Origin of the sequence: Providencia rettgeri, assembly GCF_013702265.1 — a bacterium.
Taxonomy (GTDB): domain Bacteria; phylum Pseudomonadota; class Gammaproteobacteria; order Enterobacterales; family Enterobacteriaceae; genus Providencia; species Providencia zhijiangensis.
Genome location: NZ_CP059348.1, coordinates 485,097 through 508,107, shown reverse-complemented (window position 1 = coordinate 508,107; position 23,011 = coordinate 485,097). Strand labels below are relative to the sequence as shown.

Genomic DNA, 23,011 nt, shown 5'->3' with positions numbered 1-23,011 from the left:
ACTTCTTAGACTTTGAATCTTGAATCTTGAATCTTGTATAACTTATTTTCCCTATCCCCGATTTACTCTAAATAATTCGGGTTTTAGGTAGGCGGCAAGAGAAGATATCCCTAGGAGCATACATAAGTATGTGACTAGGGTAGCTGAGCGCAGCCAACACCCCTAAAATTTGAAGTATGACGAGTAAACATAAGTATGTGACTAGGATGGCGATACAATGACAACACCGCGACGGCGCGAAATATGACGAAATTCTGATTGCATCGGGAAAAAGAATAAATATCATGGTCACCCATAACAAATAACACCCTGAGTCTAATATGAATTTCTTCTCATTTGAGTTTCTTGGCTCTTTTTTAGTTTTTTTTCTTATTTATTGGGGCTGCCAACCCAGCTCTAAATTGCAGAATGGGTTGCTCATCACAGCAAGTTATTTCTTTGTCTACTCATTTAGCCCTGACTTTGCCTATATTCTGTTTGGCTACACGTTATTTATCTATTTGCTCACCAACTGGGCAACGGTTTGGTTATCTAACCGATGGGTATATTCGTTATTAGCTGTCGGGATTATTGGCTGCTTTACCGCATTTAAATATTATTCTTTCTTCCAAGAAACTATTCAGCAAACCCTCGATAAGTTTGGATTTAGCGTTGGACTGCCTGTGCTGGAGCTGCTGGCACCATTGGGGCTCTCTTTCTACGCCTTCCATTCCGTTAGTTATACCGTTTCGGTGTGCCGCAAAGAAATTGAAAAAGCCGACTTTTTTGACGTTGTATTATATTTGGCTTTTTTCCCAAGTATCGTGGCGGGTCCAATTAACCGTGCGAAAAACTTTTTACCGCAAATCCAAGCTGAAAGCCGCGTTATTCTCGACTCTCGCCGCGCCATTTTGTTAATTAGCTTAGCACTGGTAAAACTGTTTCTATTCAGCTCTTACCTTGCTGAAAACTACGTTAATTCGGTATTTGATGCTCCCGCAGGCTTTAGTGCAGGGGAAATATTAATTGCCACCTACGCTTACGCGTGGAATATCTATTTTAACTTCTCCGGTTATACCAACTTAGTCACGGGGATTGCATTGCTATTAGGTTTTAGAGTGCCACTTAACTTTAATGCCCCATACTTAGCCACCAACTTGCAAGATTTCTGGAAACGTTGGCATATCAGTTTATCGACCTTCATCATGGACTATATCTATATTCCATTGGGCGGCAGTCGCAAAGGATTTGTGCGCAAAAATATCAACGTATTAACCGCAATGTTAATTTCAGGTCTGTGGCATGGCGCAGCAATGACGTTTGTTATTTGGGGCGCGATCCATGGCTTAGGAACGGTAATTTTTAATATTAAAACTGAGCTAATGAAAAAACTGGGGAGAACCCACTTAATTCCCAATGCCCACGTTTCAAAATTACTTGCACGAATTCTGACTTTCCATTTTGTCTGCTTTGCATGGATTTTCTTCCGTAGCCCATCGTTTGATGATGCGCTGGTGATGCTCAATCAATTTGTTGAACCTGGATTTATCGCCTCAATTAGCGCGAACCTCGGATTGCTGATTGCATTCTGGTTACTGTTCCTCGCCTACCCTTATTTTGTTCAAGGCTATCAGTATGTAGCCAAGAAATATCAAGATATCGCTTGGTACTATTACCCAATCCCATTAGCCATCGTATTGACGATTATGTTTATGCTTTCACCTTCGGGAATGCCAGGATTTATCTATGCTAACTTCTGAGTTTAAAAATAACCTGAAAAAAACCGGACAAGTGGTGCTGATTGTCATCATCACGGGCTTGCTACTGATTTGGTTAAACCAAAGCTCCTTAGAGCGGTTCTGGCAGCAAAAGTATCACCAAGATACCCCATGGGCGAAAATCAGCGGAAACCCTGTCTGGGATTACGGGAGCGCGTTACATGATGGTGTCCAAGAAGCGGGGGCAACTTTTGCCTATCACGCGTCTGGGCAAAAGGCTGCCGAAGATAAACTTGCCGCCCAAATGGCCGCTAACCACAAAACGTTAGTTTTCCCGCAAGATTTCCGTGTCGGGCTACACTTTGTTAATGGTTATATTCATCCCGCAGAGAGCTTATCGGTCACGTTCCCTGAGTTATTAAAACGCCCTCAAGCTCACGCTAAAATTCCGGGACGAACTTTTGCTGGCGTGACTATTGCGCAACCTGAAGGGCCTGTCGTTCAAAAACAGATAGCAAATATTGCTGCGGGGGATCAGGTATTGTTTGCTGGGGACTCCATGATGCAGGGTGTCGCTCCCCATGTTAAAAACATGCTGTTGAAAAAGTATAATATTGAGAGTATTAACTTAAGTAAGCAGAGTACGGGTCTTGCGTACCCTAAATTCTTTAACTGGCCAGATACCATTGCCAAAGCATTAAACGATAACCCGAACATTAAAGTCTTAGTGGTATTTTTAGGGCCTAATGACCCGTGGGATATGCCACCACAATCGGGCTATAAGTATGTGAAATTCAAGAGTGAAGAGTGGGAACAAACCTATCGCTCGCGTATCAGTGAAATTCTCTCCACCGCACGCCAACATCATGTCGATGTGATTTGGGTGGGTCCACCGAATATGCGTAAAAACACCCTTTCCGATGGAATGAAGTTCCTACGCGGTCTCTACCAAACCGAAGTTGCGAAATATGGCGAAATGTACATTTCTGCCAATGACGTCTTTAAATATAAAAATGACGACTATTCCGACTATATTGGGGATGGTAGCAATGCTATAAAATTGCGCAGTGGTGATGGGATCCATTTCAGTGGTAAAGGGCAGCAAATGATTGCCGAAAGCGTATTTTCACTGATCCATTTCGAAGAGGAAAACAAGGAACCTCATGAAACTGAACAACCAGAATCAGGTCAAGAGCAAGCTACTCACAGCTAGTGTTATTACCCTGCTGTCATTAGGCTTAGTCTCTTGTCAAACCCCTGATACTAAACGCGGCAAAACGTCGCAAACTCAGTGGCAAGCGCCTACAGAGCAAGGGCAGTTAGTCAATAACGGTGAACCCAATTTAAGCCAATTGGCATCTAAGCTGCGCCAAGGTGGCCAACAAGTCCATATCGTCCAGATAGGGGATTCACACACGGCTGCCGATTTTTTCACGGGTGAATTAAGAGCATTGTTCCAACAACGCTATGGAGATGCAGGCCCTGGTTTTGTACCGCCAATTTCGGTACCGGGTCAACGCACCGCCACCATTAATCGCGTCAGTGATAAGTCGGATTGGTCACTTTCCAGTAGCCGTAAAGACGAGCGTTTTGACTACCCGTTAGGTGGATTGATAGCTGAGCCACAAGGTAGCAAGAGCAATGTTTTATTAAAGCCATTGCAGCCTGTTCAAAATAGTTATCGCTTACAAGCACTGTACCAAAGCTCAAATGGTGCCCAGATGCAGGTTTCGCCATCCTCGTCTTCGACGGTTGCCTTACCTGCCACAGGAAATAGCTGGCAATTTTCTGCACCAGTGAGTACTCAATTGCCATCAACCGTGTCAGTTGGTGCGGCAAGTAACCTCAAAATGGGTGGATGGTTAGTCCGTTCGAATAAACCCGGCGTGATGTTGTCTGCCATCGGTTTGAACGGAGCGACCATCAACATGCTGGATAAGTGGCAACCGCAGTGGAGCGCCACGCTGGCACAAATGTCGCCAGATATGGTGATTTTAGCCTTCGGTACCAACGAAGCGTTTAATGACACCCTGAATTTGGCGGCTTACGAGCAAAACCTACGGGATAAAATTCGCCAGATCCGCCAGCAGTCGCCTAATGCGGTGATTATGCTAGTGGGCCCGAGCGACTCAATTAAATTCAGTAATGCTGCGGGTTGTAGCGCACAGATGCCGGTGAATTTGATGGATGTGATCCGCATTCAGAAAAACATTGCTGCTCAGGAACATACGCTGTTTTGGGATTGGCAAGCTAACATGGGCGGGCCTTGTTCTATCCGCGCATGGGCATCACAAGGTTTAGCCCGTCCTGATAATGTGCATTTCTCTGCGGATGGTTATAAGAAAAGTGCACAGGCTCTATATAGCCAGTTTAATCAGATGTTGAAATAAACCTATTTCGTTATCTTCACATACAAAAAAGTCAGCTTACCGAAGTAAGCTGACTTTTGTTTTTACAGAAGAGATAGAGAGAAATCAGTTTTACAGGAAAGTAAAGAAAATCATCCCAACAATCGCACCCGTGGTGCCTAAAATCGTTTCCATGATAGTCCACGTTTTTAAGGTTTGAGCTTCAGTTGCGCCAGTAAATTTACCGAATAACCAGAAACCAGAGTCATTCACATGGCTCAGAATTAATGAACCACCAGAGATACAAATCGCTAATGCCGCCAGTTGAGCACCAGAGTAACCTAGCTCACCGATAACAGGCAGGACTAAACCAACAGTCGTTAAACAAGCAACAGTTGCAGAGCCTTGGATAACACGTACCGCACCCGCTAAAACGAAACACGCAACAGCAATCGGTAAACCTGCACCAATCAGTGAGTCACCTAATGCAGGACCCACACCAGAATCCACCAGCACTTGTTTGAACACGCCACCCGCACCGGTCACTAATAGGATGATACCCGCAGGTTGAATTGCTGCAGAACAGACCGCCATCACGCGCTCTTTGTCCATACCGTAACGGAAGCCTAAGCCGTAGATTGCCAGCAAACATGCCAGTAATAATGCAGTAAATGGATGGCCAATAAATTCTAACCAATTTTCTAAATTTGAGCCTTTTTCCACAAAGTGAGTTCCGATGGTTTTTAAACCGACCAGTAATAGTGGGAACAACACAAGGCTTAAACTGAAACCAAAGCTTGGCATTTTGCCATTTGATGTTTGTGGTGCTTGGTAGTCGGCAGGAATTTCAATGCTAACAAACTTGCTGATAAAGCTACCAAACAGTGGGCCCGCTAAAATCATGCTAGGGATAGCCGCACACAGACCAATTAAAATCATCCAGCCATAATCTGCACCCATTTGTGACGCCACCAGCATGGGTGTTGGCCCCGGTAACAGGAAGGCTGCCGCTGCTGCCACACCCGCAAACAGAGGGATAGCTAAGCGAACCACATTGTGGCCTGTACGGTTAGCGACGGCAAATACCACGCCGATTAATAGCACGATAGCCACGTCAAAGAACAATGGCAGTGCGCAGATTAAACCGGCGATCCCCACCGCATAGTGCGCGCGTTTTTCACCAAAAAGGTCTAATAACTTATGAGCGACCTGATCCAATGCACCTGTTTCATGCAGGATTTTACCGAACATCGCACCTAAGGCGACGACGATAGCAAGGAACCCAAGGGTTCCCGCCATCCCTTTTTGCATGGTTGCAGTGATATCTTGGATTGGCATACCGGAAAATAGACCCGCACCAATCGATACAATCATTAACGCCACAAAAGCGTGTAAACGCGCGTACATCACTAAAAATAGCAATAACACCACCGAGCCAACGGCGGTCAGTACCAATGTTAAGGTACTTAGTGTTTCTACTGGTGCGTTCATGCTTTATCTCCCGTCATGATTTGACGAATGGTTGCACAGGTATTGTCGATAACCTCATTGAGCGCAGGACGGATATCAACCGCATAAGCGTCAGCTTCTTGGGTATCTGGTTCTTGCAGTGTATCGAACTGTGATTTCAACATTTCTGGTTTAAAGAAATGACCACGACGCGCTCTTAAGCGCTCTTCAATGACTGCTGCATCGCCTTTCAGATAGATAAAATAGAGATTTTTATTATCTTCACGAAGAATATCGCGATAACTCTTTTTCAATGCAGAGCACACAACCAGAGAAACTTGATTGGTTCTTTGCATTGCAAAAATGGCACCATTCAGCGCTTCTAACCACGGACGACGGTCGTCATCATTCAGTGCATGTCCGGATGCCATTTTCATAATATTGGATTTCGGGTGCAAAAAGTCCCCGTCTAAAAAGGCAGCTTGTAACTGCTGAGCAACGCCACTCGCCACTGCGGATTTGCCGCTACCCGATACCCCCATTAAGACAAATGTGTAGTTTTGATTTTGGGTATCACTCATAGGAAACTCCTCGGGTGTTGAAAAGAGGTTATTTAATTCTAGATTTGAAATTTAATTTAGGTTGTTATTCCGGTACCCTGGCGGGATGTTACCGGTAACAGGTTACGGGTAACATTATTGCTAGTGGATATTTATTTAGCAATTAGATAGGTGAAGAAAACAGCGGAATTGTGATGGTAATCGCAATAATCTTTTGCTGACTCGATGCAACCTTACTAGATACTTTCACCAGTTAGTAACTTAAAACCAACATCGAATTTTTTCTGCGATAATTTCTCCCCGCGCATCCTTGCCAGCAGCACTTCTGCCGCCTTGCGCCCCATAAGGTCACGGGGGGTTAAGATACTGGCGAGTTTTGGCGTCATCACCTGCCCCACATCATGGCCGTGGAAGCCCGAAATAGCCAAATCGTTGGGGACATTAATCCCTAAACGCTGGCATTCAAAAATAGCACCGATGGCTAAGTCATCGTTGGTACAAAATAGCCCGTCGGTATCGGGGTATTTTACGCGACATTCTTGAAGTAATTGTGCACCAAGAGAATAAGAGGAGCTCTCTTGAGTCATTAAATTACGTGGAGTCAGTTTGGCATCGAGCATGGCTTTTTCATAACCTTCCAAGCGGATGATTGTCCGCTCATCCTGCCTCGCCCCTAAATAGACGACTTTCTGGCAGCCACGGTCGATCATCGCCTGCGTCATTTGGCGAGATGCTTCAAAGTTATCAATGCCGACTGCGGAGTCAAAACAGGGAGTGATACTATCCATGATTTCAACCACGGGAATACCTGCGGTTTTGAGCATGCGTAATGTGCGCTCGGTATGGGTACGTTCCGCTAAAATCACGCCGTCGATATTGTAAGAAAGCAGCGAAGTTAGGCGCTCTTCTTCCTTTTCTGCACGATAACCATAGTGCGCCAACATGGTTTGATAACCATGTTTGTCGGTCACGGCTTCAATACCGCGGATCACTTCCGCAAAAACTTGGTTGGTTAATGATGGCAATAGAACGCCGATGGCGTGGCTTGTGGCATTCGACAAAATATCAGGTGCTTTATTTGGGATATAACCTAATTCCTCCACTGCACTGGCAATCTTCCCGCGCAAGGATTCTGAAACTTGCTCAGGATTACGCAGAAAACGGCTCACCGTCATTTTTGTGATACCGACTCGGTCGGCTACATCTTGCAAAGAAGGTCTTTTATTCTTCATATATCCCAGATTATCTATAATACGCCGTTATATTTCGCTATGTTCTGCGATCTGCCAGTGGATATCAATCCTTGATATTGCTTTAAATCACAGAAACATCGACTTTTCAGTGCTATCTCGTTTTTACTGTTGACTCTATTGCCTGACTTCGCTAATTTTCGCGCTATATAAATATAAGTATAACGATATTAATTATGGCAATGAACAGAAGACATTTTATCCAATCCTGCGCTGTCCTTGCGGCATTCTACAGTTTACCTGCATTTAGTCGCAGCCCTGTCGCAGAGGCATTATTCGGTACTTTACCTGCAAACGGTAACATTCAAAAAGTGATCACGGCTGGCCCGCCCGCAGACTTGCTGATGCTTGCTCTCGCCCCAGAAAAAATGGTGGGTTTTGCCTCGATTAACTTGAAAAAAGGAAATAGTGAACTGTTTGCGCCACAATGGATGAATTTGCCTGTTTATGGTCGTCTTGCGGGACGAGGTAGCACGTTATCCCTTGAACAATTATTGGCTTACCATCCTGATTTGATCCTCGATACTGGCAATATCGATGAAACCTACCGTTCCCAAGCGGAAAAAGTTGCTAAACAAACCGGTATCCCGTATTTGCTGATGGACGGCAAGCTGATTGATGCTCCGCAACAGCTGCGTCAACTTGGTCGTCTATTGAATGTTAATCAGCAAGCTGAAAAACTGAGTATGATCGCAGAACGCTATCTTAGCAATGCTCAACAATTTGCACTGACTCAACAACAAAACCCCCTCAGTTTTTACCTCGCCAGAGGTGCAAAAGGACTACAAACCGGTACAAAAGGCTCTATTCATACTGAAGCTATCGAAATGCTCGGTTTTCGCAATGTGGTGGACATCGATGACTTCCACGGTTTGACCGATGTTTCTATGGAGCAGCTGTACCAGTGGGAACCCGACATTATCATCACCCAATATGATGAATCAGTTGAATTAATCACTCGCTCGCCATTATGGGCAGGACTCAAAGCTGTCTCATCGAATAATCTTTTCATCTTCAGTGGTATGCCATTTGGTTGGTTAGATGGCCCACCGGGGATCAACCGTTTACTGGGCATGCGCCGCCTACAAAGCCACTTTGATAAAGCGGTTGAAGAGACTATCACGCACGATCTCAGACAATTTTTTGAGCTATTCTATCACTCGTCGCTCACTCAAGAGCAGATCGACTTGCTAATGGAAAGGTCATGACGGCGAGCTGGCTCAACACCAAAACTAAGCCATTATTATTGATGGCTATTTTACTACTCTGTTTTCTGATGGCATTAATCAGTGGTAAATACTCACTAACCTTGGAAGAGCTCTATCGCTTGTTTATCCAAGCGCCTGTGGACGACCCTCGCAGCAACACGGTATTTTGGCAAATTCGCTTTCCGCGCGTCTTAGCCGCCATTTTAATCGGTGGCGGGCTGGCGATTGCCGGCGCGGCTTACCAAGGCATGTTCCGTAACCCGCTAGTATCCCCCGATATTTTAGGGGTTTCCGCAGGGGCGGGCGTCGGGGCTGTTTTAGGGATATTTCTCGGGCAGTCTCTGGTTTCTATCCAGCTGTTTGCCTTTGTGGGTGGGCTTATCACGGTGGCGGTGGTGTATTTGATTGCTCGTCTAGCCCGCCAGCACGATCCTATTCTATCCCTTGTGCTGGTTGGGGTTGCCGTCAGTGCGATTTGCGGCTCCGCCATCTCATTAATGAAAATTTTAGCCGACCCTTACACGCAGCTTCCTTCTATCACGTTCTGGCTACTGGGTGGTCTGTCTTCCATTACTCAGCAAGATTTATGGTCAGTCCTGCCCATCATGATAGTGGGTTTTATCCCCTTATTGATGTTGCGTTGGCGCATGAATTTACTGAGTTTATCCGATGAAGAAGCCAAAAGTTTAGGGGTGAATGTCACGCTCAATCGCACCATTTTGATTGTTAGCGCAACACTGATCACCGCCAGCACTGTGTCGATAGCCGGCATTATTGGCTGGGTAGGGCTAATTGTTCCCCATATTACGCGAATGATAGTGGGTGCTAACTTCCGCTATCAACTTCCTGCGGCAATGGCTATCGGCGCTATTTTACTGCTAATCACCGATACGCTAGCTCGCACCATTGCTGCCATTGAGTTACCGCTCGGGATCTTAACCTCCGCCGTGGGCGCGCCCTTTTTCTTAGCCATTTTGCTACAAACAAGGCGGGTTAAATGAGTATTTTAACCCTAGAAAATGTGGCGATCGGCTACCACCGCCAAGCCATTATTGAAGGCATTAACCTGCATTTACCTGAAGGTGAGATGACCTGCTTGCTGGGTGCGAATGGGTGCGGAAAAACCACCTTAATGAAAACCTTATTAGGGTTACTTCCTGCCATTGATGGGGATATATGCTTGCAAGGGCAATCCATCAACCGACTGAAACAGCGAGATATCGCGAAAGTGATTGCTTACGTACCTCAAGCTCACGATACGCCCTTTACGTTTTCGGTGGTCGATATGGTGATGATGGGACTGACCCCTTATCTCTCTGCGTTCAGCGTACCGGGGGAAAAAGAAAAAGCCAGTGCCATGGAGCAATTGGCCCAATTTGGCATTGAACACCTTGCAGAGCGCTTGTATAGCACCCTCAGCGGAGGAGAAAAGCAGCTGGTTTTAATTGCCAGAGCCTTAGTCCAAAAACCCAAGTTATTGATTATGGATGAACCCGCAGCCAGCCTCGATTTTGGGAATCAAATTCGGCTGTTACAGCATATCGAAACGCTGAAGCAGCATGGGATCACGGTGTTGATGTCCACCCATCATCCCCAACATGCCGCCGCCATTGCCGACCATGTCATTTTACTCAACAAACAACAGCAGGCACGGCAAGGCTCGACTCAAAGTATGTTAACGCTCACTAACTTGGCAGAACTCTATAATATCGATGCACCGAGTATTACGGCGCATTTTCAGCTTCCACTCAATTTTACTTGTTAAGGTCAGGGATCATGCTTATTCACCAACTCGATTTTGCCGCAATGTATCAGCAGCATATGCAACAAGCCCAACGCACACGCAAAGAGCCAGAGCATTGGGATAAAAAAGCCCACCAAATGGCGCAAAACTGTGCCAATCCGAACGATCCATACTTAATTCGCTTTCGCCAATTAATGGATTTTACGGGTGCAAAAACTTTGCTGGATGTAGGATGTGGGCCCGGCTCTATTAGCCTTTATCTCGCTAACCAATTTCAATCTGTCACCGGCATTGACTACAGCGCAGGTATGCTCGAAATGGCCAATATTCGTGCCAAAGAAATGAATGTCACCAATGCGCAATTTAAAACCCTTGCGTGGGAAGATAGCTGGGATGATTTACCAAAAGCCGATATTTCGGTGGCCTCTCGCTCTACTCTCGTGGATGACTTAAAAGCCGCAATGTTAAAGCTAAACCGCCAAACTAACCTGCGCGTATATACCACCCACACCGTTAACCCGACATTTATTGATGAAAGAATTATCCGCGAAATTGGGCGTGAAGTGGTTAGCTTGCCAACCTATATCTATGCCGTGAATGTCCTGCATCAAATGGGGATCCACGCCCGTGTCGACTTTATTAAAAGTCCAAACCGAGGTGGATTCGATAACGTGGATGCGTTTATCGATAGCGTAAATTGGTCTCTCAAAGATCTCACCGAAGAAGAAATTGAAAAACTGCGTGCTTACTACCAAAAACAAACCGCAGATGGCAAAACCCTACCGTTCCCATCCCGCGATTGGGCGATGGTCTCATGGGATGTGGTGGATGAAGCGGAACTGACATTATGATCTACGTGCCTGACGCCTTGATTGACCAGTTGCTGCTCGACGATATCCAGTATGGGGATCTCACCAGCCGCGCTCTTGGCTTGCATACCCAGCAAGGCACTATGACCTTTACCTCTAAGCTTGGCGGCTGTGTCAGCGGGTTGGATATCGCCCAACGTATGCTCACAAAGCTGGGCATACGCAGCGAATGCCTATTTCGTGACGGAGATATTGTGGAGCCACAAAGCCGCTTGATTAGCGCGTCTGGCTCGGTTGAAGCACTGCATCAAGGATGGAAGGCAGTCCAGAATGTCTTGGAATGGTGCGGTGGTGTCAGTCACTACACCCATCAAATGGTCATGATATTAAAAAAATATCACCCTAATGGGCAGCTCGCTTGCACGCGAAAAACCATTCCCGCAACCAAGCCTCTTGCGTTAACCGCGATCCTCGCCGGTGGCGGCATTATCCATCGAACGGGTAGCGCAGAAACTATCTTGCTATTCACTAACCATCGCAACTGCCTCGCCAACCCCGATGATTGGCAACTACATGTCGATACGTTACGAGCGGCCGCCCCAGAGAAGCAGATCATTGTTGAAGCCGATGACTATCAGCAAGCCCTGCTTGCCATTGCTGCTAACGCCGATATTGTTCAGCTGGATAAACTTCCCGTAGAGCAGATTCAGCAATTACAACGCTTGGTGAATGATAAAAAATCTCGCTGCCGATTATCCATTGCCGGTGGCGTTAACCTGCAAACCATCGAAAGCTTTGCGCAAACAGGGATTCCTCTGTTGGTGACTTCAGCGCCCTATTACGCAAACCCGAGAGACATCAAAGTACAGATATTTAAATCTTAACGACCCAAATACATAGATTTAAAACCTTATCCTGCGGCTAACCGCGGGATGGTGTTTTATGGCAAAAGCGACGCCTATCGTTATATAAAAATAAATATATCGATATAAATCGCAGGAAAAACTAACTGGAAATTATTAATAATGAAAATAAAACAAATTACCTATTTGATAGGAATGGCGTTATTCGCAGCACAGGGGCAAGCAGCAACTACCTCTCCAGAGAATAATCAGGCACAAGCTGATGCTAGCCGCGATGTGATGTCCGTCTGGAGCACCCCACTCGCCGCTGATGCTAACGTGATCACTGAGTCGCAAATGAAGCAACTCAATAAAACCAACGTGGCTCAAGCCCTAAGCACCCTACCCGGCGTGGCGATTCAAAAATCCGGTAACCGTAACGAAACTCAAGTGAACGTGCGTGGCTTTGACAGCCGCCAAGTCCCCGTTTTCTTCGACGGTATCCCGACTTATGTTCCTTATGACGGTACCCTTGATCTTGGGCGCTTTATGACCAGCGAACTGGCGAGTGTCGAGCTTTCGACTGGGTATACTTCCCTGTTACAAGGCCCAAACTTAATGGGCGGTGCCATCAACTTAACCACCGCCACCCCGAAAAAACCATTTGAAGCGAATATCAGCCTGAACCAAGGCTTTGCACGTGGTGCAGATAATGCCCATAACGTTAGCGCCCGCCTTGGTGGTCGCAATGATTTAGGTTTTATTCAAGTCAGTGGTAGCCAATATAAACAGCGCTTTATGGGCCTACCTAGCTCTGACGATAATAACCCTTATGCAGGGACTCACGGGCGCCGTACTAACTCCGCCACCGATGATAAGCGTTTGATGTTGAAAATGGGCTGGACGCCACGAGAAGCCGATGAGTATGTGGTGACTTATATTAAGCAAGATGGTGATAAAAACAGTGCACCGAATGCCAACTCTGATAAGCAGCAGATCTGGCAGTGGCCAGCTTATGATAAAGAGAGCATCTACTTTAATGGTACAACCCAAGTCACTGACGGTATTGCCCTGCAAAGCCGCGTTTATCACGATTCATTTAAAAACACGCTGCACCAGTACAAATCCGTCAAGGATTATCAAAAAGGCAACTATAACTACAGCCGCTATGATGACTACAGTAACGGTGCAGACCTACGCGCAGACTTTACGGTACGCGAATTAGATATGCTGTCATTTGCCGCACATTGGAAAGAAGACGTTCACCGCTCCCGCAGTAATAAAACCAATCCATTTGACCGTTATAAAGATCAAACCTGGTCTGTCTCCACCGAATACCAATGGGTCGCGACAGATAAGCTCGATATCATCGGCGGAATTGGCTATGACTGGCGTGATAGTGATGATGGAAAACGCTATATATACAATAAAAAAACCGGTGCAATGGAAGGCGTTCAACATTATGACAATAACAACCAACATGCCTTTAACTGGGAAATGATGGCGCGTTACCATTTAGAAAATGAAGATACCGTTCAATTCTCTGTATCCGAAAGAACACGTTTCCCAACACAGAAAGAGCGCTACACCGAGAACAAAATGAAGAATGATGATTCATTTCTCATTAACCCACATTTAGATGCTGAGCGCGCACTGACCTTTGATTTAACTTACAAAGGGCATTTCACCCCTGTGTGGAGCTACACAGCAAGCACTTACTATAACCACGTTTCTGATGCCATCATGGCGCACCATGTAGGCGAAAATAAAAAAGGTGGCGCATTACTGCAAAACCGTAATAGCGGCAAAGTGGATTATATCGGCGCGGATCTAGGCACCACAGGGCAGATCACCGATTGGATGGAAGCGGGTGTGAACTACAGCTATATTCACGCTGATCCGAAACATTATAGCGTACGCCATGTTTCAGAGCTGCCAACCCACAAAGCGTTTGCTTGGGTGAAATTCACGCCATATGAGCCAATGAGCATTACGATTACAGAAGAAGCCAGAAGCTGGGCATTTAACTATGTGGACAGTGAAGATAAGGTACGCGGCTTCGCCAAAACCGATCTCCGCGTGGATTATGACTTAGGGCATGGGCTATCCGTGAACAGCTCAGTCAACAACTTGTTCGACAAGTCCTATGAATATACCGATGGCTATATAGAAGAAGGTCGCAACTATTGGCTAGGAATTGAATATAAATACTAATACGTAATTATATAAGGCAAGATATTACTTTCTTGCCTTATAAATTGAGAAATAAATTGTCTTATCAGTTAATTTGACCTATAAATAGAATTAAGCGAAATCCCTTAGGATAATTCTTATAAATAACTCTACTTAGAGTCCTCAAAATTTAGTTTTATCTACCGATATAACAACAAAAACGAATATATTTATAATAATAAACTATCAATAATATTTTATTTAGTTTATTGCTCCGATATGATATTCAAATCAATATTTTTGCTAATTTATAGCAAAAAAGCTCATCCCCGAATACTTGAAGTTATTCCAATCCCTATTTAGACTATACTCATAATTAAATTAATAAAAATATATAAATCCCCAGAATAAATTTAACTTAAATTACATTAAGCCACTAATTAATGGTGGCTTAGCTATTGAATTATTTGAATTTCAGAGAGCAGACGATAACTATGATTGAAAAACATGATTATACAATCGATAACAAGTTTATTTTTGAGCACAGGACAAGTCGTATTTTTCTAAAAGATGATCCAGATCAACATATTGAATTATCTAAACCTGCGGCTCGATTATTTGGTGAAATCCTTTTATTGAATTTAAAGAAAGGCATTGCTACCCGAGATGAACTTCTTACAAATGTTTGGGAAGAATATGGTCTGGTTGGCTCAAATAATAATTTAAACACCTATATCAGCGAAATAAGGAAAAAACTTGAGCTGGTTGGTATTGATCCAAAAACAATTGTTACGGTTCCTAAAAAAGGATTTAGAATTGATAGTCATCTATCCAGTATTGCAATGGATAATGACAACAAAAAAACTGTATCTAGTGAAATTATCACCTCAGATAATTATGGGATAACAGAAACACTTGTCACCCCATCTAAGAGTTTGCTAATACCCCAAAATACTGAACTTACAAAAGTCTCTATTTCAGGGGGTGAAAATGAAATTGTAGAATTTAATGCTTCAATAAGTAATAGTACCGATGATTCAACAAAAAAAACCATTTCAACTTCAGAAATTATTGCCACTAAAAATAGTAATCTAAAAGGTAGAATGCTTTTATTTTCTATCATTTCATTCATCTTGATAGGCTCATTTTACTTATTTATCAACACATTAAAACAAAATGATGATGAGCGGAATAGCTATACAACGTTTGGAAACCGAGATAATTGCGTATTTCAATCACCCATCAAAATGAATGAACAGGCAAAAAAAACCAATCTCGATTTTATTAATAAAAAGTTAAATAAATATAATATTTCCTGCGAAGAGCCAAAACGAATTATTGTTCTTTCTGATGTCAATGCCTCTTACTCATTTGATAAAAATGCTGCAATTAGCGTTTGTAAAGAAAAAAATAATAAGTTTGACTGTGTTTCTATTAACGATCAGAGAATTTAAATGAAAAAGTATCTTATTACTGCAACTCTAGCTGCGGTTATTATCCCCATTACTTATGTTACCTTTGCAAAAGGTAAAGATGATATAAAACTTTGTCATTCTGAAATTGTTTGGATAAAAGAAAATGGTACACCGGATGGTATTATTCTTAAATCTAAGATGTCATTACAGGTTTCAGACAATCATAATGGAAGAATGAATTTTTATGGTTATATAAAAAACCAAGAAACCATTTATCGATTAGATCGTGCTATTTATTTTTCCTATACACCAGTAGATAAAAAGGGTAATTATTCAATCGTGATGAATTCTTCATCAGTCACAAACTCTGATAGCACTCCTAATGAAGTATTCTCCAATTTCATTCAATTGGAAAAAGACAAAATAAAATATTATGTGAATGTTACTAGAATGGAAGATAATGTTTATATTTTGAAGGATGAGGCCTATTCTGCCTTCACTTGCTATGTTGAATAAGTATAAAGCTTAATAATTTCTATATTAAAAATGCGCACTTTAGAATAAATAAAAAAGATTAAAAAAAAGCCTACCAACATTTACGTTTAAGTAGGCAAAACCGTCAACATGGGAAAATGACGAATACAAAATTTTTAACGCTTTACATCATGGAATGGTCATTACCAGTGTAATCACACCACTAAAGTTACCCGGCGCAACCGTACCATTCGTTTTCAATACAGATTCTACTGTCACAAGCTCATTCGTATTTGCTCTTGCATTAATAATCGTACCATACCAAGCAGGTTGGCCGTTCAATGTCACTCGTGACATCAATTCACCATTCGGACGTAAATTCACATACTCTTGCACCATGTTTGAAGAAACTTTTACTCGCATGTTTTGGTTACAAACAATCGAGAAGAATCCACGCTGCATATTTCCATTCAGATCCCCAGTGTTCAATGTACCGTGATCTAATTCCATTCGGTTATTTGGAACATAATTGAAATAGCACTTACCGGCAGGTGGTGGCGCAATACCACAGATTCCACCAGGTAACATTTTTGCGGAACTACTAGTGCGGTTTGTGTCTAAAAAGATACCGACACACTCATCTGCTGTAATAGCTCCGGAGTGACGACTATCCCCTCTTTTAGGAAAACTCAAACCACATTGGTTTTGCGCTGCATCAATAATTGATTGCATCGTCGGATAAGTCGCGAAATTTATGGAACACTCCCAGTCTTTACGAGACCCTGCGCCCCCAATATTTGGCGCTGTATGTAAATGGTTAATCGTAAAATAACAGTTCCTAGCACCTCCAGAGCCTAAAACAGAAACACATGGGTTTGGTTCCGTAGAAGAGCTAGCTCTCCAATAATCAAATTGGTAATAATAGGTATGGCTACTACCTGAAGAAACAATATCTTCAACATACGAGAAATATGTCGACCCATAACCAAGAGAGCTTATAAAAAGCAACGGTATTAAAAATAACCTTTGAATTCGTTTTCCCATTTCAGTTCTCTTTATTTACTTAATAAAGCTTAGTTAAATCAAAGCAATACACTTTGATAATAAAATTACTCGTACTCAAATATAAATGTTGCAGTGGCTGATATTTTACCGACTTTCACTTGTTTATTATTCACAACATCCGATGTCGCTTTGATAAATGAATTAAACTGTAATTCATTCTTACCCGCTTTACTGATTGGCATTAGCGATGAAAATTGGTTAATTTTCATCGGGGTTCCATCGGTTAACTCAATAAAAATACCTAATCCAGGGTTTAAATCACTGCCCGTCAACGCAAGGGAACCTGGCAGCAGTAAGTTTTCAGTTCCTGAGAATTTTACTTTCAACTTTTGTGCAATAGTCAAATCGCAATCTGATAACACTAACGTGAAGGGTTCATTAGGAAATTGAAATCCCGGTTCATAGATATCCAACAATCGAATATCACCAAAATCAACTTCAACCTTTGAGTTTTCTGGTAACACCACACAAGGTGCGTTCACCAACGTCCCTTTGATTTTCATATTATTCTGCGCGGCTTGCGCAGGCATTGTTGCTACCGCAGCGAGGTTTCCCAGTAATGCAAATAAAATTCCAAAACGTATTTTCTTATTCATTATTGGTACTCCACAAGCATGGTTCCGTTCGCAAGAAAGTCGCCCGTTTTCAGCTCTTTATTACCATCACGAACCAATACAGCCCAAAGCACCCCAGGGTTACTTGGGTTAATTAAATATTTTTTACCTAAATCTAAAGTTTGATCGCCTAGTTGAAATTTAACCGCTAGGTTAGTAATACCAGTATTCAATCCGTTGGTATCAAACGTGCTTTTTGCGCCATTTAACGTTAAATACATGGCCCAGTTGTTCTTGTTTTCTTCACACTGGATTTGGTAATTCACTTGTCTCTTCTGGGCATTACCTTGAATGGATTTAATGGGAACGTTACCAAACTCCACTTCAATATCTTTACCATTATCAATATGACACGGCGGCGGTGTGATTAAATTACCTTTAATCAGAATGTCTGTTTCGTTATCTCTCGCCGTTGCAGAGAAAGGGAATAAGATAAACAGTAAAAACACCCCAATAAGCTTATAAATGTTCCGCATGTTTATCACCTTTATTGATACTCGACTTTGAGTGTCGCATTAGCCGTAAAGGCTTTCGCTGGTAAATCAGCACCACTTTTCTTCACCAACACCGCAAATAATTTAGTCGGTGATGCAAAGTTAAAGGTACGTCTACTTTTTAATGGAAAATCATTGGTATCCGCCTTAAAAAGGACACCGAGATTATCGACACTCGTTCTAAGCACCCGCTGGTCAAACACAGCGGGTGTGCCGTCAATATACATATTCAATTTTGGTTGAACGCCGTCTTTACAGGTAATGGTGTAGTCCATTGGCTGTTTATACACTTCACCTTCAATACGCGTGGTCATGACATTGCCAAAATCAACTTCTATGGCTTGTCCATTATTAATCTGGCAGGGCTTGGATAAGACGACACCTTTAATTTCTACATACAGGTAGCCTGAAAATCCAAAGGCACCTGACGTAAAAAGAGTCGATGATATCAATAATACCTTGGCTAAATTTTTAATAGACATCATAGCGGTAGACCTTATTTTCTAGGTACGACAGAACACTCAACCGCGCTGCAGTTAAATTTCAAGTCAATCGTACCGCCAAAATCGTTGAGATATACTAAGGTTGGTGATGTCCCGATATCCCCTGTATTTTTTCCTAAGCTAGTTTCACCACGTGGTGGAACCATAATAGGTTCAAAATCGGCAACTTCTGTCTTACCTTTGCTGAATTTAGTGACTGATAAGAAGTAAGGGGTTGGGTTTTTAACGACATATCCACCACCCTGTTTTACCAGTTTTATATCGTTTTCTTGAGGAATAGTTTCCATTCTTTCTTTCGTCGCAATCGCAGCTGGACGATAGAACAATTTAATTTTTGTTTGTAACGCAATTTGTAATACGTTGGCTTTCTCACTGCGTGGTGGTATTTCTCGCACGTTTAGGTAATAAACGCTTTCCTGATCTTTCGGTAATTTAGCGATAGCAGGCACAGACTGAATTTTAATTTGGCTTTTTGAATCCGCTTCAAGTCGGTGGACTGGTGGCGTCACAATAAAGGGAGAATTTACTTTTTCATCTTTATCGTTTTCTATCCATGCTTGCGCCAAATAAGGGCTGGTTTTGTGTTCATTACTTAAACCTACGCTCACTGATTTATCGCCCTCGTTGTAAATCACACGAGTTCTATCAATAGCAATGGCTGCATAAGCTGATTGAGCCAGTAATGAGGCGCTTAAAATAGCGACCGCATTGCGTTTAGTTAATAAATTCATATTTTCACCGTTGACGTTAAAATTTTTTTTTAATTATTTACATGGCAATAAAACATCATGCTCCATGTTGCTATCTAATTTTTCAGGCAGTTGAATATGACATGACGTATCATCACCCCACACCACATCCAGCGACTCTGATGGGTTAACACCCGCTAAGTAAACAAAACCTTTATCTGAAATAATTCCAACTTCTACTTTCTTCGCATTTTTCACTGAAGCCCCAAATGGTGGATAGCTTCCATCAGCCAAGCTGATAATTCCCATTAATTTTTCACCCGTGATGACATTGAATTTACGGTAACCAATGGCACCTTCTGTCAGGGTTGCATACTGTGTGGATTGCAGCGCTTCTGCATTATCCGGCACATTTTTCAGATCAATATTTAAGTTGTTACGGTTGTAGTCCATCACACTGGTGACCACCGCTTTACCGTAACGGTTAGTTTTTATTGGTGTTACTCCATTTAAGATGGGTACATCTGCGACACCATTAGTATCGACTAATATTCTGGATCCGCCACGAACTGAGTTATTACGGTGTATCGCGCCACCTTCAGGTGTCATCGTCATACCGCCTTTTAACTGCATAGAAACGGCGGTTTGGTTATCCTGAATATAGGTACCACTCAAATTCAGCTGGCTTCTATCGCCATCGTAACTATATGTACCCGCGGTCGTGACTTTATCTTTATCCCAGTTACCTGCAGACACAGAGTAAGAAGAGCGATTATCAATTCGGCTATAATAGTTAACGTTATTGGAGTTATTCCCCCCAGAAAAGGAACTGGAATAACTTATGCTCGACTCATTTTTATTTAATGGGATCATGAGGTTTAAATAAACGCCATCATCATCACGGTCACGTGATTTCGTTTTATACGCAGTTAAACTCAGGCTGATATTTTTTACTTTGCCAATATCAAAGTAGTTTGAAAGCGTAAAGTTATACTGGTTGGTTGATGCTCTATTCCAATAGGTTTGGTGCGAATAGTTCAAATACATATTGGCGTTATAATCCGGGAACGCCGTACCAAAGATAATGGTATAAAGTTCTTTACCACTATCGACCTTATCGCCTTTATAGCGACGGTCAATAAACTGGCTCATTGACATATAATTTCGTTCGGAGAATCGATAACCCGCAAACGTAATCTGACTGTTAATTTCATCAAACTGCTTAGAATACGTTAGGTTATAAGAGTTACCGGTTAACGTTTCATTGTCATCCAGTCGCCCCATTTGCGCGCGAGAAATGTTGATGTTTCCTGATAACACACCAAATGGTGCAAAGTCACGACCTAAACCAAATGCAACGTTTTGATATTCAGATGATGCCTGTAAACCACCATAAACCGTGATATTGTTTGTTGCCCCCCAAGAGAGCGATCCCATGCTAAATGCAGGGCCTTGAGTATCATGGTCATCTTTACTCGGTTTACCCATCACAAATTGATAAATCAGCTGACCAGGGCGTGTCAACGTACCCAATCGAGAGGTTTCCACTCGATAGCTACTTGTTGTGCCATCCTGTTCCTGGATCACCACATCCAGCGTACCACCACCGAATGAGTTCACATCCTGAATACGGAATGGACCAGGGCTAACTTCTGTTTGATAAATAATACGGCCATCTTGTTTTACCATGACTGTCGCATTCGTTTTTGCAACACCCGCAATTTCAGGCGCATAGCCTTGTAAGCGAGGTGGCAACATGGATTCGTTAGTTTCTAAACTCGCACCAAGATAACGAATACTGTCAAACAGGTTTGACGCTAAATATTGCTCCCCGATCGTCAAACGCGCACTCAGTGAACGAATGGCTCTATAGGCGTATAATTGGTTCCAAGACCATGATTTACTGCCTTTATTCAGCTCACCGTTTTGAGTTTGCCAATCGGCACGCAAACGCCATGCACCGAAGTTTGCCCCCATTGTCCCTGTGGCCGTCAGACCTGATTTCGTTCCTTTATCGCCGGTTTGTTTATTAACAACGCGTCCTGTCGCGTTATAGTCAATAAATGCACCCATGATCCCGTCATCCCAACGAGATGGTGGGTCCCAATCAGGGTCTGAGTACTCCATGTAGGCCTGAGGAATATTGAACTGCACAACGTTCTTTGCCAAATCTCCTTGAATGGTCATATCCGGAACTGAGCGAATATCCAAACATTTTCCATCATCTAGCCATTTGACTTGGCTATTCCACTCCTTTTTTAATCCCAATAATGCATAAATTTCAGGCGTGATACATGCCAACGAAACTTTGTCGTCGTAATTAGGATTAAAAAAGGTGATAGGTTGTTCCATAGAAACTTTAGCGCGGTTAACTTCAATCGCTAAAGAGTAATCCCCAGGAGGGACATAATTGGCGTGAGAGAACTTACTGAAGTCGACGTTTTCTTTACCTTCAGAATCAATGAAGTCGGTGTTAAAATCAACGGCCTCTTCAGAGAATGCAACCATTGGCGTTAACATTAAAAGCATTAATTTTGTAATTAGATTTAGCTTCATGCTTTTCATTAACTATGCGCCTATACAAACAAATACAGTGAAGACGATATAAGAAATATGGCGTATGACTACGCCATATTATTCTCTATAGAAACTGACTATTATTGGTAAACAATTTTGAAGTTAGCTACAGTGTCAAAACGACCTGTAGTAGCTTTTTGAGTTGGGTCTTCGTTACCTTTAACGTACGCTGCGAAGTGCAGAGTAGTTTGTGAACCGTCACCATTATTTAACGCGTAGCCGTCACCAGTACCTGGGAATGCTTTACCAAATTCAACGATTTTGTCAGCGCCGTTAGTGATTACGATACCAGCGTTTTTAACTTTACCGCCTAAGCCCAGTAAGTCACCAGTGAAGCCTTGGAAACCATTTACTGTAGAACCAGTAAATGTGATTTTTGCGTTTTTGTAAGTTTCAGTAGAGCAGTTTTTCAGAACGATATCGAACGTTTTGCTGTCTGAACGGAATTGGTTAGAAGTCAGTTCGTGTAATGCGATTTCGCCGAATTCAACTAGTTGCTTCAGGTTGTCAGCATCGATTGAACATGGAACGTCGTTAATGAAACCAGTAAAACGGATTTCACCTTGTGAGCTTTCTACTGGATCAGCAGCTAAAGCAGCACCAGAAACGCCAACACCTAAACCTAAAGCTAGAGTTAATGCTAATTTATTCAGTTTCATAAAAGTTTTCCTTTAAATGAGTAGGAACTGCTATTTCTCTTTTTCTCTTTCCTGTTTTCACTGATGCAAAATCAAGTCTATTTACTTAAGCAGTGCATCCTTGAAAATTCCTCTAGCTTTCCTACTTGATGAATTTCATTCAGGTTAGAGATTTTTTTATATAAACGAGATCCATCTCATTTATGTGATTTAAAAAACAGAACTCATTAAGCCAACATTCTCACTTCTAAATTAATTATTGAGTCATTCATTAATTAATTAAAATTGATATAGAACACTAAATGAATCCTGATAACTACCTTGTGATATTTTCTGATGTCAATTCTACATATGTGACATATGTTGTCAAAAACCACCCAAATAAAGCGTTGACTTGGTTTTTTATATCGACAAAATGCAGATAAACAAGTTTTATTCACTGAATGAGTACTTAAACCTGAAG

21 protein-coding genes are annotated in these 23,011 nt (G+C 42.6%); 11 read left to right on the top strand and 10 right to left on the bottom strand.

Features of this window, described 5'->3' with window-relative positions; all coding sequences use genetic code 11:
• Positions 1–320: 320 nt before the first annotated feature.
• Genes H0913_RS02290 through H0913_RS02280 form a run of 3 tightly spaced genes read left to right on the top strand, consistent with a single transcriptional unit; the run spans position 321 to position 4,087 of the window.
• Entirely contained in the window at positions 321–1,739 is a 1,419-nt protein-coding gene (locus tag H0913_RS02290) for an MBOAT family O-acyltransferase (protein WP_181477922.1), read from the top strand.
• Complete coding sequence (locus H0913_RS02285) at positions 1,726–2,910, top strand: DUF459 domain-containing protein (RefSeq protein ID WP_181477921.1); 1,185 nt, start codon at positions 1,726–1,728, stop codon at positions 2,908–2,910. The genes H0913_RS02290 and H0913_RS02285 overlap by 14 nt, the downstream gene beginning before the upstream one ends.
• On the top strand, positions 2,861–4,087 hold the full coding sequence (locus H0913_RS02280; RefSeq protein WP_154638672.1) for an SGNH/GDSL hydrolase family protein: 1,227 nt from the start codon (positions 2,861–2,863) through the stop codon (positions 4,085–4,087). The genes H0913_RS02285 and H0913_RS02280 overlap by 50 nt, the downstream gene beginning before the upstream one ends.
• Positions 4,088–4,177: 90 nt before the next feature.
• Here H0913_RS02280 and gntU read toward each other — a convergent pair whose 3' ends face one another.
• The 3 genes from gntU to gntR form a co-directional block, all read right to left on the bottom strand.
• A complete protein-coding gene (gene gntU / locus H0913_RS02275; RefSeq protein ID WP_154602019.1) occupies positions 4,178–5,536 on the bottom strand; it encodes a gluconate transporter in 1,359 nt (452 codons plus the stop codon).
• Positions 5,533–6,075 carry a gluconokinase gene (gene gntK / locus H0913_RS02270; protein ID WP_036955343.1) on the bottom strand — a complete coding sequence of 181 codons (543 nt, stop codon included), beginning with the start codon at positions 6,073–6,075 and terminating at the stop codon, positions 5,533–5,535. The genes gntU and gntK overlap by 4 nt, the downstream gene beginning before the upstream one ends.
• Before the next feature lie 215 nt (positions 6,076–6,290).
• A complete protein-coding gene (gene gntR, locus H0913_RS02265; protein ID WP_181477920.1) occupies positions 6,291–7,286 on the bottom strand; it encodes a gluconate operon transcriptional repressor GntR in 996 nt (331 codons plus the stop codon).
• A gap of 194 nt (positions 7,287–7,480) precedes the next feature.
• Here gntR and H0913_RS02260 point away from each other — a divergent pair, with 194 nt between their 5' ends.
• From H0913_RS02260 to H0913_RS02225, 8 genes are all read left to right on the top strand, one after another.
• The gene (locus H0913_RS02260; RefSeq protein ID WP_181477919.1) at positions 7,481–8,512 is read left to right on the top strand and encodes an ABC transporter substrate-binding protein; all 1,032 of its coding nucleotides are present in this window, start codon (positions 7,481–7,483) and stop codon (positions 8,510–8,512) included.
• Complete coding sequence (locus H0913_RS02255; protein ID WP_181477918.1) at positions 8,509–9,513, top strand: FecCD family ABC transporter permease; 1,005 nt, start codon at positions 8,509–8,511, stop codon at positions 9,511–9,513. Before H0913_RS02260 ends, H0913_RS02255 begins: the two co-directional genes overlap by 4 nt.
• Entirely contained in the window at positions 9,510–10,277 is a 768-nt protein-coding gene (locus H0913_RS02250) for an ABC transporter ATP-binding protein (RefSeq protein ID WP_181477917.1), read from the top strand. The genes H0913_RS02255 and H0913_RS02250 overlap by 4 nt, the downstream gene beginning before the upstream one ends.
• Before the next feature lie 11 nt (positions 10,278–10,288).
• Positions 10,289–11,107 carry a class I SAM-dependent methyltransferase gene (locus tag H0913_RS02245; RefSeq protein WP_154602014.1) on the top strand — a complete coding sequence of 273 codons (819 nt, stop codon included), beginning with the start codon at positions 10,289–10,291 and terminating at the stop codon, positions 11,105–11,107.
• Positions 11,104–11,949, top strand: a complete 846-nt coding sequence (gene modD / locus H0913_RS02240; protein ID WP_181477916.1) for a ModD protein — start codon at positions 11,104–11,106, stop codon at positions 11,947–11,949. The genes H0913_RS02245 and modD overlap by 4 nt, the downstream gene beginning before the upstream one ends.
• A 141-nt stretch (positions 11,950–12,090) precedes the next feature.
• A complete protein-coding gene (locus H0913_RS02235) occupies positions 12,091–14,121 on the top strand; it encodes a TonB-dependent receptor plug domain-containing protein (protein ID WP_154638675.1) in 2,031 nt (676 codons plus the stop codon).
• A gap of 452 nt (positions 14,122–14,573) precedes the next feature.
• Positions 14,574–15,533 carry a winged helix-turn-helix domain-containing protein gene (locus H0913_RS02230; RefSeq protein ID WP_154602011.1) on the top strand — a complete coding sequence of 320 codons (960 nt, stop codon included), beginning with the start codon at positions 14,574–14,576 and terminating at the stop codon, positions 15,531–15,533.
• Positions 15,534–16,010: a FidL-like protein gene (locus H0913_RS02225; protein WP_154602010.1), complete on the top strand. Its 477-nt coding sequence runs from the start codon at positions 15,534–15,536 to the stop codon at positions 16,008–16,010. It abuts the gene before it with no gap.
• Positions 16,011–16,157: 147 nt separating this feature from the next.
• Here H0913_RS02225 and H0913_RS18960 read toward each other — a convergent pair whose 3' ends face one another.
• From H0913_RS18960 to H0913_RS02190, 7 genes are all read right to left on the bottom strand, one after another.
• Positions 16,158–17,012 (bottom strand): hypothetical protein, encoded by an 855-nt coding sequence (locus H0913_RS18960; RefSeq protein WP_154602009.1) that lies wholly within the window; start codon positions 17,010–17,012, stop codon positions 16,158–16,160.
• A 65-nt stretch (positions 17,013–17,077) separates the two neighbouring features.
• Positions 17,078–17,629 (bottom strand): fimbrial protein, encoded by a 552-nt coding sequence (locus H0913_RS02215; RefSeq protein ID WP_154602008.1) that lies wholly within the window; start codon positions 17,627–17,629, stop codon positions 17,078–17,080.
• Entirely contained in the window at positions 17,629–18,123 is a 495-nt protein-coding gene (locus tag H0913_RS02210) for a fimbrial protein (RefSeq protein ID WP_154602007.1), read from the bottom strand. The genes H0913_RS02215 and H0913_RS02210 overlap by 1 nt, the downstream gene beginning before the upstream one ends.
• 11 nt (positions 18,124–18,134) lie before the next feature.
• Positions 18,135–18,626, bottom strand: a complete 492-nt coding sequence (locus H0913_RS02205) for a fimbrial protein (protein ID WP_181477915.1) — start codon at positions 18,624–18,626, stop codon at positions 18,135–18,137.
• A gap of 11 nt (positions 18,627–18,637) precedes the next feature.
• On the bottom strand, positions 18,638–19,375 hold the full coding sequence (locus H0913_RS02200; protein WP_154602005.1) for a fimbria/pilus periplasmic chaperone: 738 nt from the start codon (positions 19,373–19,375) through the stop codon (positions 18,638–18,640).
• A gap of 33 nt (positions 19,376–19,408) precedes the next feature.
• Complete coding sequence (locus H0913_RS02195; protein ID WP_232368815.1) at positions 19,409–21,889, bottom strand: fimbria/pilus outer membrane usher protein; 2,481 nt, start codon at positions 21,887–21,889, stop codon at positions 19,409–19,411.
• Between the two features lie 101 nt (positions 21,890–21,990).
• Complete coding sequence (locus tag H0913_RS02190) at positions 21,991–22,569, bottom strand: fimbrial protein (RefSeq protein WP_181477913.1); 579 nt, start codon at positions 22,567–22,569, stop codon at positions 21,991–21,993.
• Between the last annotated feature and the right edge of the window lie 442 nt (positions 22,570–23,011).

What these genes read in the sequence shown, in the direction of transcription:
- H0913_RS02290 (WP_181477922.1), top strand. Translation starts at nt 321, where the DNA reads ATGAATTTCTTCTCATTTGAGTTTCTTGGCTCTTTTTTAGTTTTTTTT.
- H0913_RS02285 (WP_181477921.1), top strand. Translation starts at nt 1,726, where the DNA reads ATGCTAACTTCTGAGTTTAAAAATAACCTGAAAAAAACCGGACAAGTG.
- H0913_RS02280 (WP_154638672.1), top strand. Translation starts at nt 2,861, where the DNA reads ATGAAACTGAACAACCAGAATCAGGTCAAGAGCAAGCTACTCACAGCT.
- gntU (WP_154602019.1), bottom strand. Translation starts at nt 5,536, where the DNA reads ATGAACGCACCAGTAGAAACACTAAGTACCTTAACATTGGTACTGACC.
- gntK (WP_036955343.1), bottom strand. Translation starts at nt 6,075, where the DNA reads ATGAGTGATACCCAAAATCAAAACTACACATTTGTCTTAATGGGGGTA.
- gntR (WP_181477920.1), bottom strand. Translation starts at nt 7,286, where the DNA reads ATGAAGAATAAAAGACCTTCTTTGCAAGATGTAGCCGACCGAGTCGGT.
- H0913_RS02260 (WP_181477919.1), top strand. Translation starts at nt 7,481, where the DNA reads ATGGCAATGAACAGAAGACATTTTATCCAATCCTGCGCTGTCCTTGCG.
- H0913_RS02255 (WP_181477918.1), top strand. Translation starts at nt 8,509, where the DNA reads ATGACGGCGAGCTGGCTCAACACCAAAACTAAGCCATTATTATTGATG.
- H0913_RS02250 (WP_181477917.1), top strand. Translation starts at nt 9,510, where the DNA reads ATGAGTATTTTAACCCTAGAAAATGTGGCGATCGGCTACCACCGCCAA.
- H0913_RS02245 (WP_154602014.1), top strand. Translation starts at nt 10,289, where the DNA reads ATGCTTATTCACCAACTCGATTTTGCCGCAATGTATCAGCAGCATATG.
- modD (WP_181477916.1), top strand. Translation starts at nt 11,104, where the DNA reads ATGATCTACGTGCCTGACGCCTTGATTGACCAGTTGCTGCTCGACGAT.
- H0913_RS02235 (WP_154638675.1), top strand. Translation starts at nt 12,091, where the DNA reads ATGAAAATAAAACAAATTACCTATTTGATAGGAATGGCGTTATTCGCA.
- H0913_RS02230 (WP_154602011.1), top strand. Translation starts at nt 14,574, where the DNA reads ATGATTGAAAAACATGATTATACAATCGATAACAAGTTTATTTTTGAG.
- H0913_RS02225 (WP_154602010.1), top strand. Translation starts at nt 15,534, where the DNA reads ATGAAAAAGTATCTTATTACTGCAACTCTAGCTGCGGTTATTATCCCC.
- H0913_RS18960 (WP_154602009.1), bottom strand. Translation starts at nt 17,012, where the DNA reads ATGGGAAAACGAATTCAAAGGTTATTTTTAATACCGTTGCTTTTTATA.
- H0913_RS02215 (WP_154602008.1), bottom strand. Translation starts at nt 17,629, where the DNA reads ATGAATAAGAAAATACGTTTTGGAATTTTATTTGCATTACTGGGAAAC.
- H0913_RS02210 (WP_154602007.1), bottom strand. Translation starts at nt 18,123, where the DNA reads ATGCGGAACATTTATAAGCTTATTGGGGTGTTTTTACTGTTTATCTTA.
- H0913_RS02205 (WP_181477915.1), bottom strand. Translation starts at nt 18,626, where the DNA reads ATGATGTCTATTAAAAATTTAGCCAAGGTATTATTGATATCATCGACT.
- H0913_RS02200 (WP_154602005.1), bottom strand. Translation starts at nt 19,375, where the DNA reads ATGAATTTATTAACTAAACGCAATGCGGTCGCTATTTTAAGCGCCTCA.
- H0913_RS02195 (WP_232368815.1), bottom strand. Translation starts at nt 21,889, where the DNA reads ATGAAGCTAAATCTAATTACAAAATTAATGCTTTTAATGTTAACGCCA.
- H0913_RS02190 (WP_181477913.1), bottom strand. Translation starts at nt 22,569, where the DNA reads ATGAAACTGAATAAATTAGCATTAACTCTAGCTTTAGGTTTAGGTGTT.